The following is a 15,261-nucleotide window of genomic DNA, read 5'->3' on the forward strand; positions in this document are numbered from 1 at the left end:
GCATTGCGCTGCATTGATCGTTCCACGGAGTGCAAGCTCTATGCGGTTCGCACGCCCCAGGTTCAACAGGTCGCCGCCGGCCCGGCTGCAACCCGATTGACACCCGATTGACTGCACTGACGCCTGTCGGACGCATGTCTCATGCAAAACTGCAGCCATCTGAACTCGCAAATGATAACTTCAATTGCGAACGAGTACGTCGCGCATTCTGCCGTCTTTCGAGTTGTGTCGGGGGAGCAAGGGCAGCCGATCGGAGATGGCAAGATAAAGCGGATTTTCAATCCGCGCTCCCTTCGGTCGCAAGTGGTTGTCTGCACATTGTTTTTGCTTCGCGACATCGGCACTCTTGCGGCACTGTGCGATGTGTGGAGAGTGCCGCGCGCTTCGCTATCAGCTTGATCAGAATAGAAAAAGCGCAGTGCCGCTGCGAGGTGCGTTCCGCCGTTTCTACGCTACAGCAATCATTTTTACGCCATATCACGATCAGTGCTTGCGAGCACTTGCGCACCGCGAATCCGATGCCGATCGTCCTGTCATGGCAAGCAACGACAGAGACGATTTCCGCATCAGGCCGGGGCGCTCCCGCACGAGGGGAACGCGTGTCCGTTCGCGTGATCTGCCGTTCCTGCAACAGGTCAAGGTGGCCGTCCGCAAGGCCGGCGGCAACCCCAATCGGATCGGCCGTGGATCGGGATCGGCAGGCGGCCGGAAAGGAGAAGGCGGCGGGCGATTCAATGCGCATGGCCGGGGCGCGAAGGTGGTGGCTTCCTTTCCGAAAGACGGCGGCGGATGGAGCCGGGACGGGAGCGGCGCGCGGCTCCGGTCGCGCCGGGTCGTCGTCAAGGCGCGGGTGGTCAAGCTCAACCCGCAGCGCGGCTCGCGCGGCCCGAAGATGCGCGGCACGGCGAGCAAGGCGGCCGACGCCCATCTGCGCTATCTCGAACGCGACGGAGTGACGCGCGACGGCGAGAAGGGCCGTGCCTATTCTGCCATCGAGAACGAAGCGGACGGCCGCGCCTTCATCGAGCGCGGACGGGAGGACCGCCACCAATTCCGCTTCATCGTCGCGCCGGAGGATTCCGTCGAGATGGGCGACCTGCGCGGGTTCACCCGCGACCTGATGCGGGAGATGGAGACCGACCTTGGCACGAAGCTCGACTGGATCGCGGTCGATCATCACAACACCGGCCATCCTCACACCCATATTATCGTCCGGGGTGCGCTCGACGACGGGCGGATTCTTAACATTGCCGGCGACTATATCGCCCATGGTGTCCGCCACCGGGCGAGCGAACTGGTCACGCTGGAGCTTGGCCCGCAGACCGAGCTTGATGTCGCCCGCAAGCTCGCGACCGAGGTGGAGGCCGAGCGGCTGACTCGGCTCGACAAGATGCTGATCGCCGAGCAACAGGACCAGGGCATCGTGGACCTGAGACCGGATGCCGCCGAGCGCTATACGGTGCGCGCCAACCGGCATCTGCTGATCGACCGGGCGAAGCGGCTGGAACGCTATGACCTCGCCACCGAGACCGAGCCCGGACGCTGGACCATCTCCGACAAGGCCGAGCCGACCTTGAAGGCGCTTGGCGAACGCGGCGACGTCATCAAGACCATGCACCGGGCGCTCGCCGATCACGGCCTTGCCGACGAGCGTGCGCCCACTCAATACGTCACCCACGGCAAGCGGATCACCGAGCCCGTCGTCGGGCGGGTCCTCGCCAAGGGACTGGCCGGCGACGAGATGGGCGACCGGCTGCATCTCGTCATCGACGGCGCGGACGGGCGCACTCACTATGTCGAAACGGCGGATGCGACCAAGCTCGACGAGATCAAACGCGGCCACGTCGTCTCGCTCGATCCTGTCGCCACCAAGGCCGAGCCGAGGGCGTCGGACCTCAACATCCGCGACATGGCGGCGATATCGGGCAGCATCTACCGGCCGAGCGAGCATCTGGAAGCGGCCCGCGCCGAGATCGAACGATTCAAGGGCGACCCGGACGCCTTCATCCGCTCCCATGTCCGCCGGCTGGAAGCCTTGCGCCGCGCCGGCCATGTCGAGCGCATCGACGCCGACCACTGGAAAATCCCCGGCGACATCGACGAGCGCGGCATGGCCTATGACGCCCCCGCACGCCCCAAGGACTTCGCGATCCGCACGCTCTCCACCCTCGACCTCGAACGGCAGATCGGCAGCGACGGGGCGACCTGGCTCGACCGGGAGCTGGCGTCACCCAACCGGACGCCGCTCTCGGAGGCGGGCTTCGGCAGAGAGGTGAGCGAGGCGATGGAGCGTCGCCGCCAGAGCCTTGTCGATCAGGGCCTCGCTACCCGGCTCGATGATGGCCGCATTCGCGCGCCGAAAGACCTCATCGCCCGCCTGGAAGCGACCGAGATCAATCGTGTCGGGCGGCAGATGGCGGCCGAGCGCGGGCTCACCTACGAACCGAGCAAGCCAGGGGAATATGTGACCGGGCCGCCTCACGGGCGGCGCCACCCTCGCCAGCGGACGCTTCGCCATGATCGAGGATGGACTCGGTTTCCAGCTCGTGCCCTGGCAACCCGTTCTCGACAAGCACATCGGTCAGCACATCTCCGGCGTCATGCGCGACAGCGGTGGCATCGAATGGGGCTTCGGGCGGAAACGCGGGCTGGGGTTGTGATGGAGGCCGAGAAGCCTTTGCTGCTTGTGGCGAGTGGGCCGGACCAGCGCCGGCCCCTCAAGGTTGGCGCGTGCCGCGCCAACCTTGACCGCCCGTCGCTGCCCCGGCAGGGGCTCTCCAAGCAGGAAAGGCTGATTGAGAGCGATGTGCTCCAATGCCAATGCAGGAGCGCACAACGGAACTGACGATTTTGGCGAGCATGCCGAGCGAAGATTATGGCCCCGCTGAGGAGAAGTCTGCTCACACAATCTGCGACCTTCATGAGGCTGATCTCGAGCCCCAGCTTGTCTTTCTCAGCGAGGGGCGTGTCGATGTCGCCCTTGTGCGTTTGCCTTCTGCTCCCTTGCCCGACGGCATCAATATCATGACGTTGCGACGGGCGTCGGTCGTGGCATGTCTGCGTCACGACCACGAGCTTGATGATGCGACGGGCCGGTCATGGCCTACCAGATAGCCTTGGTTGCGATAGAGCGTCGTAATTTTGTCTGCCACCTCGTAGATATCGGCAAGCGTCAGCTTGCGATTTTCATACGGCGCCACGATCGCGCGCAACTCGGCCTCGCTGGCGAGATTTTGGCCCTCGACCCCGAAGCCGCGCACCTACAGCGTCGTCTTGTCCTTGAGCGTGAATGGCGGCTCGACCAGCCGCGGCAGCACGGGCGCTGCCGTCGTCTGCGGCAGCGGAGCTCCCCGCCGGGCCTCGTCGGCCTCCCGGACGGCGTTGCCGATGCCTTATTGCGAAATGGGTGGGCTTTGCGCCAGAGCCGGGGATGCTGCGCCGAGCATGGCCGGCAGGCTGGCGCAGCAGGCGATGAATGTGCGCCGATCTTCATTGCCGCGATACCTTACTGGAGACCTTGTACTGGAGACCTTGCGCTATTGGGGTTTTTGGCTCGGCGCACCCTGAGGAGCGCCGTTCTGCAGATTGAAGCGTTGACCGTCGACGTCGATGGACCGGATGGTGGCGCCGAAATTGCCGCCTCGACGGCCGCTGCCTTGCCGGGTCCCCGTCGTCGTGGCGAGCCGGCGGCGCCGTCGCTGCTCCTCAATCTTGATATTGTTTTCGATGGTCTTGAGATTGTTTTCGACAGCCGGGGGGCGCGACGGCGTCGACCGCCTTCGTCCCCGCCTGGAGAGGGCGGGCGTTGGCGGCGTCAACGCCGAGGTCTGCGTATCGGTGGTCCCAATCACATTGGCCGCCGTGGCCGCTTGCTGCGCCACGGCGGCTTGTGCCTAAGCGGCGGCTGCGGCCGCAGCTTCGGCCTTCACATCATGATAGGTGCTGTTGGTGATCGTGCCTGCGAAGGTAACGCCAAGAGCGCTTGTGAATGAGTTCGATCCAACGAGCCCTCCAGCGGAGCCACCGTCGTTCACCGATCCAGTCGCGCTGGAGCCATTGATAGTTCCGGCATTAACACCCACCAGCCCACCCGCATTGGTCGCGCCGTTCACGTCCCCGGTTGCCGACGAACCCATAATACTACCTCCGGGAATAGGGCCACCGCCATCGCTACTTGCAGGTTCATTGAATCCCACCAAGCCACCGACCATATCGCGGCCGGTCACAACATGCGGCGCACACTTCATGCCGTCACAATGGAGCCTGACAAGCTCGGACCTGTATCCTTGGCATTTCTGAAGCTGGTCAAGCGCAACCGGGAGTCAGAAGCGAACAGTCAATTGAAGCGGCAAAAACCAAGGCTGTCACAGTCCGTGTGAGCGATTTTCAAGGCTTGAGCGCCGCTTGTGGCTCGTCCCTTCACGCCGCCCATTGAAGGCGAGCCGAACAGGTCGCAGGAAGCCCAGGAGCGCATGGTTTCAGGCCTTCTCGTCTTGCTTCGCCCTGCGCGTCCAGAACAGATGCCAAGTGTCCTTCTTGGTATCGGATTCGAACAGCCGGGCGCGGATCGGCTGCGCGAACGAGGGATCGTCGATGCTGACGGAGAGATAGGTTCCGGCTTTGTCGCCGGTGCGGTCCCAAGCCGCGCCGACTTCGACTCCGTTGCAGAAGACGCGGTGGTTCGGCGCGTTCTCGGCCTCCGAGCCGACGGCCGGCAGGATGGAGACTTCGGCGTCGAACGCGAGCGTGCGGACGCGGCCGAGAAAGCCCTTTTAGGTCAGCCGTCAACTGTCCTTTTGAAACGAAACATCGGAGTTTGCTTCGCTATCTGATGAGGACATTCCCGAGCGTCCTCTAGCTGGATCGCGGCGCCCCGGAGTGGAGCGCCGTGTCCACTGGCTGGTGGTCTCAGCGCGACCAGATGAGGACGTATCCGCCTTCGTTCTCGACCAGGCTTGCGTAGATCGGAGCGGGGAAGCTCGGGTCGTCGAGCTTGACGGAGTGGTATTCCCGGCCGGTCTCCTTGGCGGTCTTCTTCCACCCGGCGCCGATCTCGATGGTGCCTGCGAGGGCCCGAAGGTCGGGCGACTTGTCGCTTTCCTTCTCGGCGACAAACAGACGGGCCTTGATGTTGAGGTTGAAGGTCTTGATCGCTCCGACGAAAGAGCCGTCTTCGTTGCGGGTGAACGTGCCGATCTGAGCCATGGGTCTTCTCCTTTGCTGTATCAGGTCGCGACCATCGCGGCCTTGATGGCGATCGGAAAACACCGGGCGACCGGCCCGCACCCAAAGGGCTGGAACGAAGTGGAAGGCGGCGCAGGGACGCGCTTCTTGCCTCGCGAGGAAGCCGCGTGGAGGCGTCAGCCGAGCACGCGGGGAAGAAGGTCGGCATCGCGCTGTTGCGGGATCAAGGGCGGGCTGCGCAGCAACCGAACGCGGTGTGAGATACGCCAGCAAGAAAGGCCGCAATGGCCGCACCTCAGGACAGCCTACCGAGGAAAGACCCTGGCTCATGGCGTAGAAACACCAGCGAGGACGGCGTGACGGGGTATCGAGACACTTCCCTGCATCGGACATGGACCCCCTCGCCGAGAGGCGCGACAGGCAGGGCAGTATCGTGCATCATCCGGCAACGACCTATCGATGCTTGGCGAAGGGCGGCAAGGAAACTGGAAGGGGACGACGATATTATCAACTATCGAATCGGTGCTCACCTTCTGACGATCGTAGCAACGTGGGACGACGATGGCGATCGAATTCCTTCAACTGCGCGCTGCGGTGTTCAGCCCTGTCGGCACGGCGTTCAGCTTCGATCGCGCGTCGCATGAGTCCGGCATTCTTGGTCGCGAGCTGACGAAGCTGACACTGCATGGTGTCGATGACGGCGCGATAGACACAGTCCCCCCAGTCGCAGACACCGAGCCGCATGCCGCTCTCCTCGATGAGGAAACCGATATAAGCTGCGAGTTCGCCGTCACGGATACGTTCGGCGTCGAACACGAAGTCGGATCGGGAGAAAGTGCCGTCGGTCCGGTTGGACTTGCCGAACACCGGGATGTGCGGTTCGATCTGACGCTCCCTAACCAGCCATGCCCGGTTTGCGGCCGATCCATAGGCGCTGTCAGCGGCAAGGTGCCGGGGCTTGATGCCAAAACGTCTAGCGGTTCGGTCATCGAGGCAGAAATCGTAGAACCGCTGCGCCGGCGCCGTTTGCATCCCCATCATGGTCCCGCTCCTCCGTAAAGCAATACGAGGAGGGAATCACACCGGTTAATGCCGATCAACGGAAGACTAAATCAACAATATCCGCCAGAGGAGATCGGGCGGGAATGCTATTTGGGAAAGCCGAACTGTTCGGCCATGATAAATAATACGCTCGCAATAGAGCGACGCGGAGGACGGGGTGGCGGAGGAATCCCGGTGGTCCGGGCAGCGATATTCGCAGCCCTAGAAAAAGGGGGGGTATCGAATTTCAAGATGGCGGCAGGCGGCTCGGCGTCAGCATTGGCGATCGGAAACTAGCGAAGTAGGCGCGCTTGTTATCGATCTAACCGAAAGCCTCCTTGACTCCGGAAAACCGAAGTGTTGCACTGCGATATTGCGATGCAGTATATTCGGAGTGCCGCCATGAACGAAGTGGTCGACCGGGTTTTGAAAAGATACGCTTTGATGCAAACCATGGATGAAGCGAGGGTCGCGGAATCCAGAGAAAAAATCAGCCGATACATCGAGAAGCTGGCCGCCGCCGGACAAAAAGATACCCATCGATTGACAGTGTATGGCTTGGCCTACTTAAAAGAACTGCACGAGGGGCGAGATCCACGCTTTACGGGCTGCTAACCTTAGCTCGGCAGTATTGGCCAGATTGCAAGAGCGTTGGGTTGGAATGTGATCGATGGATGATTTTTCAAGATCGAGCGACGAAAGTCTTTTGGTATTCTATGAAAATGTTCGGCGGCAAGTCGACGCGGATATTAAGTCTGGCGGGAGCTATCGATTTAGCTACAGCGACCGCCGGAAATAATGCGCGATCTCGCCGATCACACCGCGGCGGAACGTCAGCACGCAGACCACGAAGATCGCGCCCTGGATCACCGTCACCCACTGCCCGAACCCGGCCAGATATTGCTGCATGGCGATGATGACGAAGGCGCCGACCACCGGACCGAATACGGTGCCGAGACCGCCGACCAGCGTCATCAGCACGATTTCGCCCGACATGCTCCAGTGCACATCGGTCAGCGAGGCGTTCTGCGCCACAAACACCTTCAGCGAACCGGCAAAGCCCGCCAGAGTGCCGGAGATGATATAGGCGAGCAGCTTGTACTGGTCGGTCTTATAGCCGAGCGAGATCGCGCGCTGCTCATTTTCCCGGATCGATTTCAGCACCTCGCCGAACGGCGAGTTGATGGCGCGAAAAATCAGCAGAAAACCGAACAGGAAGCCGGCGAGAATGACGTAGTAAAGCACCGTCGGGTTGGCGAGATTGAAAATTCCAAACAGGTGTCCCTGCGGAATGCCCTGGATTCCGTCTTCGCCGTGGGTGAACGGGGTCTGCAGGTAGATGAAATACAACAGTTGCGACAGCGCGAGCGTAATCATCGCAAAATAGATGCCCTGGCGACGAATGGCGACGACGCCAGTGATGACGCCAAGCGCGGCGGCGCCGGCGGTTCCGACCAAAATTCCAAGCTCGGGCGTGAAGCCCCAAACTTTCAGTGCATGCGCCGAGATGTAGCCCGCCGTGCCAAGAAACATCGCGTGGCCGAACGACAGCAATCCGCCGTAGCCGATCAGCAGGTTGAAGGCGCAGGCCAATAGCGCAAAGCACAGCGCCTGCATCACGAAGAACGGGTAGACCCCGGTCAGCGGCACGATCAGCAACAGCGCCGTCATGACGCCGAACGCGATCATCTCATCGCGGATGGTGCGTGGGATCGCAGGCAGCGTATCATCGGTCATGGCCGTCATGTCAGGTCGCCCGTCCGGTCAGTCCCGAAGGCTTCACAAGCAGCACCAGTACCATCAAGACGAAGACGACGGTGTTGGAGGCCTCGGGATAAAAGTATTTCGTCAAGCCCTCGATGATGCCGAGCGCAAAACCGGTGATGATCGAGCCCAAGATAGAACCCATGCCGCCGATCACCACCACCGCGAACACCACAATAATGAGGTCGGCGCCCATCAGCGGCCGCACCTGGTTGATCGGCGCCGACAACACCCCGGCGAGCGCGGCAAGGCCGACGCCGAGCCCATAGGTCAGGGTGATCATGCGCGGCACGTTGATGCCGAAGGCCCGCACCAGGGTCGGGTTTTCGGTCGCGGCGCGCAGGTAGGCTCCAAGCCGGGTGCGTTCGATCAGATACCAGGTTCCGATACAAATGATCAGCGAGAAGATCACCACCCAGCCGCGATAGATCGGCAGATACATGAAGCCGAGATTCATGCCGCCCTTCAGTTCGTTCGGGATCGAATAGGGCAGACCGGACGAACCGAAATAATTCTGGAATACACCCTGGATTATCAGTGCCATGCCGAATGTCAGCAACATTCCGTAGAGATGATCAATACCGGCCAGCCATTGCAGCATGGTCCGCTCCATGATCATGCCGAAAATGCCGACCGCGATCGGCGCCACGATCAGGGCCGGCCAGTAGCCGATGCCGAGCACATTCAACAAGAAATAGGCGCAGAACGCGCCCATCATGTAGAGCGCGCCGTGGGCGAAATTGATGATGTTAAGCATGCCGAAAATCACGGCAAGGCCTAGGCTCAACAGCGCGTAGAACGAACCGTTGATCAGCCCTACCAGCAATTGCGCGAACAGGGACTGCAAATTGATCGACATGGTGTTTTCAACTCTAACCGTATGAAACGTGCAGCCCGGCCCGGCATCGCGAGGCCGCCGGACTACCGGTTTTACTTTTTCAGAAGCGGACAGGTGCTTTCGTCGAGCGGCGAACTGGGTTCGCCGAGACCGGCGTACAGTGCGAACCTATCGCTCAGCGCACCGATCTTGACCGTCTTGTCCTGCGCGGCTGCGATGCCGGCGGTGGTGGGCATCAGCGCAGTGCTCATCAAAAGCGCGGAGATCGTCTTTCTCATAACGTTTCCTTCCTGAAATTATTGTCGCGTCTTCAGACGCCGAGATAGGTGTGCAGCTTGTCCATATTGGCCTGCAGGTCGGCGTTGGCGAAGCCGTCGATCACCTTGCCATGCTCGACGATGTAATAACGGTCCGCCACGGTGGCGGCGAAACGGAAATTCTGCTCGACCAGAAGAATCGTAAAACCTTCCTTCTTGAGCCGCGCGATGGTGTGGCCGATCTGCTGGATGATGACGGGCGCGAGCCCCTCGGTCGGCTCGTCCAGCATCAGGAACCGCGCGCCGGTGCGTAGGATTCGCGCGATCGCCAGCATCTGCTGCTCACCGCCGGACAATTTGGTGCCCTGGCTGTTGAGCCGCTCCTTGAGATTGGGAAACAGGTCGAAGATCTGGTTCAGCGAGAGGCCGCCGGGGCGAACGATCGGCGGCAGCAGCAGGTTTTCCCGGACGTCGAGGCTGGCGAAGATCCCGCGCTCCTCCGGGCAGAACGCGATGCCCATGCGCGCGATCCGGTCCGAGGACGTCCGGATGATCTCCTGGCCGTCGAACCGGACCGATCCGGTGCGCTTGCCGATGATCCCCATCACCGACTTCAGCGTGGTGGTCTTGCCGGCGCCGTTGCGCCCGAGCAGCGTGACTACCTCGCCGGCATTCACGTCGAAGTTGATGCCGTGAAGGATATGGGACTCGCCGTACCAGGCCTGCAGGTCCTGCACCGCCAGCACGGTCTTCCCGGCGCCCGATGCGGCCGCGGGCTTGGTCGCGGCATCGGCCATTTTCAGCTCAGGCATGACCCGCCCCCAGATAGGCTTCCTTGACGCGCTCGTCCTTGGAAAGGTCGGCATAATTGCCTTCCGCCAGCACGTGACCGCGCGTCAGCACGGTGATGATGTCGGACAGGTTGGCCACGACGTTGAGATTGTGTTCGACCATCAGGATGGTGTATTTCGCCGAGATGCGCTTGATCAACGCCGCGATCTTGTCGATGTCCTCGTGTCCCATGCCGGCCATAGGCTCGTCCAGCAGCATCATTTCCGGATCGAGAGCCAGGGTCGTCGCAATTTCGAGCGCGCGTTTGCGCCCATAGGGCATCTCGACCGCCGGAGTCGTTGCGAACTCGCTGAGGCCCACATCGTCGAGCAATTCGAGCGCGCGTCCGTTGAAGCGATCGAGCACCGATTTGGAGCGCCAAAAATCGAACGACTGCCCGTGCTGGCGCTGCAGCGCGACCCTGACGTTCTCAAGCGCGGTGAGGTGCGGAAACACCGCCGAAATCTGGAACGAGCGCACCAGGCCGAGCCGCGCCACGTCGGCCGGCGCCGTCGCCGTGATGTCCTGTCCCTTATAGAGGATCTGGCCGGCCGAGGGCTTCAGGAACTTGGTCAAAAGGTTGAAGCACGTGGTCTTGCCGGCCCCGTTCGGACCGATCAGCGCGTGAATGCTGCCGCGGCGGACCCGAAGATCGACATCGCGAACAGCGAAGAATCCCGCGAATTCCTTGGTCAATCCGCGGGTTTCGAGAATGAACTCATCAGCCAATCGAACTTATCCTCGTGGCTATGACGCAGTACCGGATCTTCAGCTCAGCTCGCGACCACGCGGCGATGCGCGTCAGATAGTCCGCAGTCATCATTTCACCGGCCGCCAGCCTCGCTCCGGGCGGTCGTCAACTCTGATGCCATTCCAGAAGACTTGGACCGCATTATCGATGCTGCGCTGGATCGCGGCGCGGGGGTTCCTTGGGATGATGCCGGCCATCGCGCGACGATGCAGATCTCCGCTGACCAAGTCGAAAAACTGCACGGCCGCGAGCTGCGGATCGTCGAGGCGGATAAGGCCGCGCTCGCACCAGTCCGACAACATGCCGGCAAGGTGCGCATTGGTGCGGTCGGGTCCGGTCTGGTGGAAAGTCCGCGTAAGTTCGGGGAAGCGGACGCCCTCAGCGATGATCAGCCGGTAAAACCCTACTGCATCCGGAGCCATCACGACCTCCATGTAACGCTGCGCGATGTGAGTGAGAGCAGAGAGGACGTCGGAGTCCACGACCTCGGGGTCGCCGAACGCGGAAAGAATGCGCTCGCAGCGCTCCTCCACAATCGCGGCGAACAGGCCGTCTTTACCGCCGAAAAACGAATACACGGTGGCTTTGGATGCCCCGGCGCGCTCGACGACGAGGTCGATGGTGGCGCCGCCGTAGCCGTTCTCCAGAAAGACTTCGACGGCGGCGTCCAGAATTTGAGCGCGCCGAATCTCACCGCGGGGTCTGGCCCGCCGCACTGTCGCGGTCGCCAACATGGGACCCCTTGCATTTTTGTTGTACGTAACGTACATTACGTTATCATTTAAGGCTGCGATGTCAAGTCGACATCTTGTGCCCGGCCCCCACCCGCGGCTGATCCGATAGGGCCCGTCCACTCAGCGCTCCCAAAGGGAGCTGGCCATATGCATCATCTTGCCCCCCTCCTCCGCTCTCGGCGACATCGATCATCGACAGCCGAGGCTGACGGGCGGCCCCAAGAAACGCCTCGGATTTCCTGCCCTCCCGACGTCGCCGGAAAGACCCTTCGCCCCACGGCTTATGCGATCGGAGTGGGGACAACGGGCAAGCCGGGTGCGAGCCCGCGGATGTACCGTGCCTTGCGACATGCCCCTGAGGACATGGCCGCACGCATCCTCGTCGAGACGGAAAGGCTTTTGAGAATTTGCGGCCATCGCAAAATCAGAGTGGCGGAAGTCGCGGACGCGTGCGGCTTCTCCGCCGCCAACGTCTATCGGTATTTCTCAAGCCGCCGCGCGATCCTCGACACTCTTGCGTCTCACTACCTGCGCGAGGCCGAGCGCACAGCGCTTGCTGGCGCGTGCAGCAGCAGCGACTCGGCACGGGATCGGCTCAGCGGTTTTCTCACCGGCTTGAACGCGACTCTGCTTATCTTCTCTGATTCCGAGTCGCAGGTCAGCGAGCTGCTAGCCGATGCCACTGCGGAACAATGGCCCTGCTATTCTCACTATAATGCGTGGGTCGTTCGCCGCATCGCAAAGATCCTCACTGAGGCGAGCGCATCGGGAGAGTTCAAGCTTGAAGGTGATACCGAGCAGGAAGCCCGGCGCGTGAAGGCGGCCGCCTGTGCCCTGGTGGAGCCGGACGTCATCCGACTCTGCCGAGATAGGTACGACGTCTGCACACGGGAGGCCTTAAGCCGACTAATCGCGTCCGCACTGTTGAACCAGTCCATGTCATCAAGCGGCGCTTCGCCACACGCTGACTCATGCCTGACGTTGCCGATAGCAGAGAAGCAATAGCTTTGAAAAACACCGGGGTCTTCGTCGACGCGACACCCGAAGGAGAGAAGGGAGTCGACTATGTAACTGCACTCGCCGGGACGCTTATCGAAAAACGCGCTGAGACTCGGAAGGCGCTTCGGATTTGGGCCTGGCATAGCCGGATCAGCGCGATTGATGCCGATCGGATGGCAACGCAATTCTTTGATGCGCGTTCTGGCTGGCCTGCCACCGCATCGCCTCGCCGCAGCCCGAGAGCAACATCGATCACGCTGTGCGGACCTTCTGGCGAAGCGGTTAGGCCGAGGGGACGCTGTGAAGCCAGGGTTTTCGTTGAAAACGGCAACCATCAGCGCTCAATACAAGGATAGGGCAATGCCCATCGAGTCGAAGCTTTCATGATGCCTCCTTCCTTGAACGTTTGGTGTGTCGCAGACGAGCACGCAATTGCTTGATCTGCTCGTCAGACAGGTTGATTTGCCAAGGCTGTCCCTTTGCCAGCTGGTGGCCAGTCAACAGCCCACGCGCAAGATAGTCGAACACGGTTTGTGGCGTGATGCCGAGCTCCGCCGCCGCCCCCTGGACCGAGAAGCTGCCGTCGGGCCAGCACATCGGATTGGCGTCGACGCCATTGATCTTCACGGTCGGGACGTGCCAGCGGGACCGCAGTAACCAGACGTTCTCGCCCCTGAAGGAACAGCCGCGGGCTGCAACGAAGCCTTCCTGGTTCAGTATCGCGGCTATTTCCTTGTCCATCTTGCCGGCGGCGTTGAGTTCCGTGATCCGTTGTCGCAGTCGGTCGATGTCGATGTAGTCGCCGTAGGTGTGAACGCGCCGCTGCAGATGATGCTCGCTGGTCGCTTCGGTCTGCCAGATGATTTTGAGCCATACCGCGCCGTGTGATCGTTTTTGGTCGAGCACGACTTCTCGGATGATGAAGCGCAAAATGCGCTTCCGCTCAGCCGCCGAAGTGGTGGGGGCGTGCCAGATTCGCGGCAGATTCTCGCCCAGCGCTTGCAGCTCCGCACGAACCGTGTCGCTGATGGCGAGGGGTTCTCCCGGTCGCGACCGTGCATGCTCCTGCTCAATCACTTCGACGACGCGCAGCTTCTCTTCCCATGCGCGCTCGAGCGAGCGCGCTACCAGACGGTTCTCAGGCTCGACGGCGTCATACTGGCGCCGTGCCCGTTCGGCCTCGTATCGGGCGCGCTCTCGTCGGAGCGTCCATTGCCGATCGAGTTGCCGGCTCTCTTCCTCCAGCTCCCCGACTGCCGCGAGTGCGATCGCAATTCGATCGGGTGCAAGGGACTCAAGGAGCACCCCCTCGACCAGTTCATCCACCGCCAGGGCGCGGACCTCTTGGCACAGGGCGCCGCCTCGCTGGCTCTTGTCGGCTCGGCAGCAGTAGACCGGATAATCGCCATTCGGCCCCGTGTACCGCAAGCTCATGCGACGCCCGCAGCGCCCGCAAATAGCGATGCCCTGCAGTAGGGCCGCGCCCCTGCGCGGCGCGCCAGTGTGTCCCGCCTCATAGCGGTTCGTGTGTTGTCTGCCAGCCGCCGCTGGTTGGCCATAAACTCCTCCCAGCTGATGTAACCAGGGTGGGCGGCCTGAAGGCAAACCGCCCAGTCCGCGATTGGTATCTTGACAGTTCCCCGAAGCGATCCGGGTCGGCATCGGCTCGGATCCCTTTGCCGACGGCCGTACACATAAGCGCCGGCATAGGCCGGATTCTGAAGGATGCTTCTTACCCGCGCACTGTCGGCCTCCCGCCAAGCGACCTCATGCGGGGACGGTCCGAGCACGGGTCGAACCGGCAACTTCAATCCAGCCGCGCGAAAGAATCGCATGACAGCGCGCGCACTCTGCAGCTCCCGGAACTTGGTGAAGACAAGCTCCAGACGGGCCTGTACCTCCTCGTCGGGATTGAGGACGATGCTGCCTGCTCGGTCAAGGGCGAGCCCCGCCGGCAACGGCAGACGGAGTTCGCCTCGTGCTGCTTTTTGACGCTCGCCTTGATGGAGGCGAATCTGTATCTGGTGGAGCTCGGCCTCGCTCATGATGCCGGATAAGCCCAGCAACAGACGATCGTGATAGGCGCGTGGATCGTAGAGACGTTCGCCATCTGCGATGAGCACGCCGAACACCGAGCAAAGCTCGAGCAGTTGGTGCCAGTCCCGATTATTGCGGGCCAGACGTGATGCGTCGAGGCTGATCACGAGCCCTGCATTTCCGAGGCCAATCTCGGCAATCAGCTTCTGGAAGCCTTGGCGCTCAACGCCGCCTGCGCCTGACTTGCCGAGATCCTCATCGCTCGTGAGGCCATCCCAGCCGGACAGCGCGATCGACAAGACGATATTGCAGCTCCGTACTCTCCTGATGCTGCCGCACCTGGTGAACGGATGACTGCCGCACGTAAATGTACGCCAACTTTGCGCGATGCGTCGTCGTAAGGCGTTCGTCAGCGACGTTCGAGACCATCAACATGGGTGGTCTCCCTTCCGGGTGCGCCGGCTTGCATTCGTCGTATCAACACGGCCACTGCCCGAGCTACCTGCTTTTGCGTCTCGGCCGGCAACTTCGACCACGGGGACGGAGGACTTCTTGCCAACCGGCGAGGCTGGCACGCCTGGCGCGGGAGTGGCGAAGACGCAACGCGTTCTGGAAGGGTGTGTAGGGCCATCGCGAATCACCTCCTCAGCGAGGAGAGCCAGACTCGCGTTCAAATGCCGCGTCAATGGGATCAGCGTGCGCACGCTAATTCGGGGCACCACAGACCCCTTTGCGTTGGCTGTGATGGGGGGCTCGCCAAGATCCGTCGACGACACCCGGATCGAGCGTCTTCGTCCGTCGGAAAGCTCCACTACGACGTAGGCG

The 15,261-nt window shown here is 61.9% G+C and carries 14 protein-coding genes and 2 pseudogenes; 3 read left to right on the forward strand and 13 right to left on the reverse strand.

What is annotated here, in order from left to right; translation table 11 throughout:
* Nucleotides 1-535 precede the first annotated feature (535 nt).
* Nucleotides 536-2,845 carry a DUF3363 domain-containing protein gene (locus tag JQ621_RS36120; protein ID WP_464165369.1) on the forward strand — a complete coding sequence of 770 codons (2,310 nt, stop codon included), beginning with the start codon at nucleotides 536-538 and terminating at the stop codon, nucleotides 2,843-2,845.
* Between the two features lie 217 nt (nucleotides 2,846-3,062).
* Here JQ621_RS36120 and JQ621_RS35410 read toward each other — a convergent pair whose 3' ends face one another.
* The 5 genes and pseudogenes from JQ621_RS35410 to JQ621_RS09780 form a co-directional block, all read right to left on the reverse strand.
* Nucleotides 3,063-3,260, reverse strand: coding sequence for a POTRA domain-containing protein (locus JQ621_RS35410; RefSeq protein ID WP_312015405.1), 198 nt, complete (start codon nucleotides 3,258-3,260; stop codon nucleotides 3,063-3,065).
* A gap of 276 nt (nucleotides 3,261-3,536) precedes the next feature.
* Entirely contained in the window at nucleotides 3,537-3,881 is a 345-nt protein-coding gene (locus tag JQ621_RS09765) for a hypothetical protein (protein WP_212234203.1), read from the reverse strand.
* A gap of 597 nt (nucleotides 3,882-4,478) precedes the next feature.
* Nucleotides 4,479-4,769: pseudogene (locus JQ621_RS09770) on the reverse strand (DUF736 domain-containing protein); the annotation flags it as partial.
* A gap of 139 nt (nucleotides 4,770-4,908) precedes the next feature.
* The gene (locus JQ621_RS09775; RefSeq protein ID WP_212234204.1) at nucleotides 4,909-5,205 is read right to left on the reverse strand and encodes a DUF736 domain-containing protein; all 297 of its coding nucleotides are present in this window, start codon (nucleotides 5,203-5,205) and stop codon (nucleotides 4,909-4,911) included.
* Between the two features lie 786 nt (nucleotides 5,206-5,991).
* Nucleotides 5,992-6,168, reverse strand: a pseudogene (locus JQ621_RS09780) (IS5/IS1182 family transposase); the annotation flags it as partial.
* Nucleotides 6,169-6,627: 459 nt separating this feature from the next.
* Between JQ621_RS09780 and JQ621_RS09785 the strand changes: the two are divergent.
* On the forward strand, nucleotides 6,628-6,840 hold the full coding sequence (locus JQ621_RS09785) for a hypothetical protein (RefSeq protein WP_212234205.1): 213 nt from the start codon (nucleotides 6,628-6,630) through the stop codon (nucleotides 6,838-6,840).
* 162 nt (nucleotides 6,841-7,002) lie between these two features.
* Here JQ621_RS09785 and JQ621_RS09790 read toward each other — a convergent pair whose 3' ends face one another.
* From JQ621_RS09790 to JQ621_RS09815, 6 genes are all read right to left on the reverse strand, one after another.
* The gene (locus JQ621_RS09790) at nucleotides 7,003-7,971 is read right to left on the reverse strand and encodes a branched-chain amino acid ABC transporter permease (protein WP_212234206.1); all 969 of its coding nucleotides are present in this window, start codon (nucleotides 7,969-7,971) and stop codon (nucleotides 7,003-7,005) included.
* A gap of 1 nt (nucleotide 7,972) precedes the next feature.
* On the reverse strand, nucleotides 7,973-8,836 hold the full coding sequence (locus JQ621_RS09795; RefSeq protein ID WP_212234318.1) for a branched-chain amino acid ABC transporter permease: 864 nt from the start codon (nucleotides 8,834-8,836) through the stop codon (nucleotides 7,973-7,975).
* 83 nt (nucleotides 8,837-8,919) lie between these two features.
* Complete coding sequence (locus JQ621_RS09800; protein WP_212234207.1) at nucleotides 8,920-9,105, reverse strand: hypothetical protein; 186 nt, start codon at nucleotides 9,103-9,105, stop codon at nucleotides 8,920-8,922.
* A 32-nt stretch (nucleotides 9,106-9,137) separates the two neighbouring features.
* Nucleotides 9,138-9,896, reverse strand: a complete 759-nt coding sequence (locus JQ621_RS09805) for an ABC transporter ATP-binding protein (RefSeq protein ID WP_212234208.1) — start codon at nucleotides 9,894-9,896, stop codon at nucleotides 9,138-9,140.
* Nucleotides 9,889-10,644, reverse strand: coding sequence for an ABC transporter ATP-binding protein (locus tag JQ621_RS09810; RefSeq protein WP_212234209.1), 756 nt, complete (start codon nucleotides 10,642-10,644; stop codon nucleotides 9,889-9,891). Before JQ621_RS09810 ends, JQ621_RS09805 begins: the two co-directional genes overlap by 8 nt.
* A gap of 90 nt (nucleotides 10,645-10,734) precedes the next feature.
* Nucleotides 10,735-11,400 (reverse strand): TetR/AcrR family transcriptional regulator, encoded by a 666-nt coding sequence (locus JQ621_RS09815; RefSeq protein WP_212234210.1) that lies wholly within the window; start codon nucleotides 11,398-11,400, stop codon nucleotides 10,735-10,737.
* A 363-nt stretch (nucleotides 11,401-11,763) separates the two neighbouring features.
* On the opposite strand from JQ621_RS09815, the gene JQ621_RS09820 reads away from it, so the two are divergent.
* Nucleotides 11,764-12,405, forward strand: a complete 642-nt coding sequence (locus JQ621_RS09820) for a TetR/AcrR family transcriptional regulator (RefSeq protein ID WP_212234211.1) — start codon at nucleotides 11,764-11,766, stop codon at nucleotides 12,403-12,405.
* Between the two features lie 375 nt (nucleotides 12,406-12,780).
* On the opposite strand, the gene JQ621_RS09825 is transcribed toward JQ621_RS09820, so the two are convergent.
* Both JQ621_RS09825 and JQ621_RS09830 read right to left on the reverse strand, forming a co-directional pair.
* Nucleotides 12,781-13,833, reverse strand: coding sequence for a hypothetical protein (locus JQ621_RS09825; protein ID WP_212234330.1), 1,053 nt, complete (start codon nucleotides 13,831-13,833; stop codon nucleotides 12,781-12,783).
* Complete coding sequence (locus tag JQ621_RS09830) at nucleotides 13,830-14,735, reverse strand: recombinase family protein (RefSeq protein ID WP_212234212.1); 906 nt, start codon at nucleotides 14,733-14,735, stop codon at nucleotides 13,830-13,832. The genes JQ621_RS09825 and JQ621_RS09830 overlap by 4 nt, the downstream gene beginning before the upstream one ends.
* Between the last annotated feature and the right edge of the window lie 526 nt (nucleotides 14,736-15,261).

Origin of the sequence: Bradyrhizobium manausense (assembly GCF_018129685.1) — a bacterium.
GTDB classification, from domain to species: domain Bacteria; phylum Pseudomonadota; class Alphaproteobacteria; order Rhizobiales; family Xanthobacteraceae; genus Bradyrhizobium; species Bradyrhizobium manausense_D.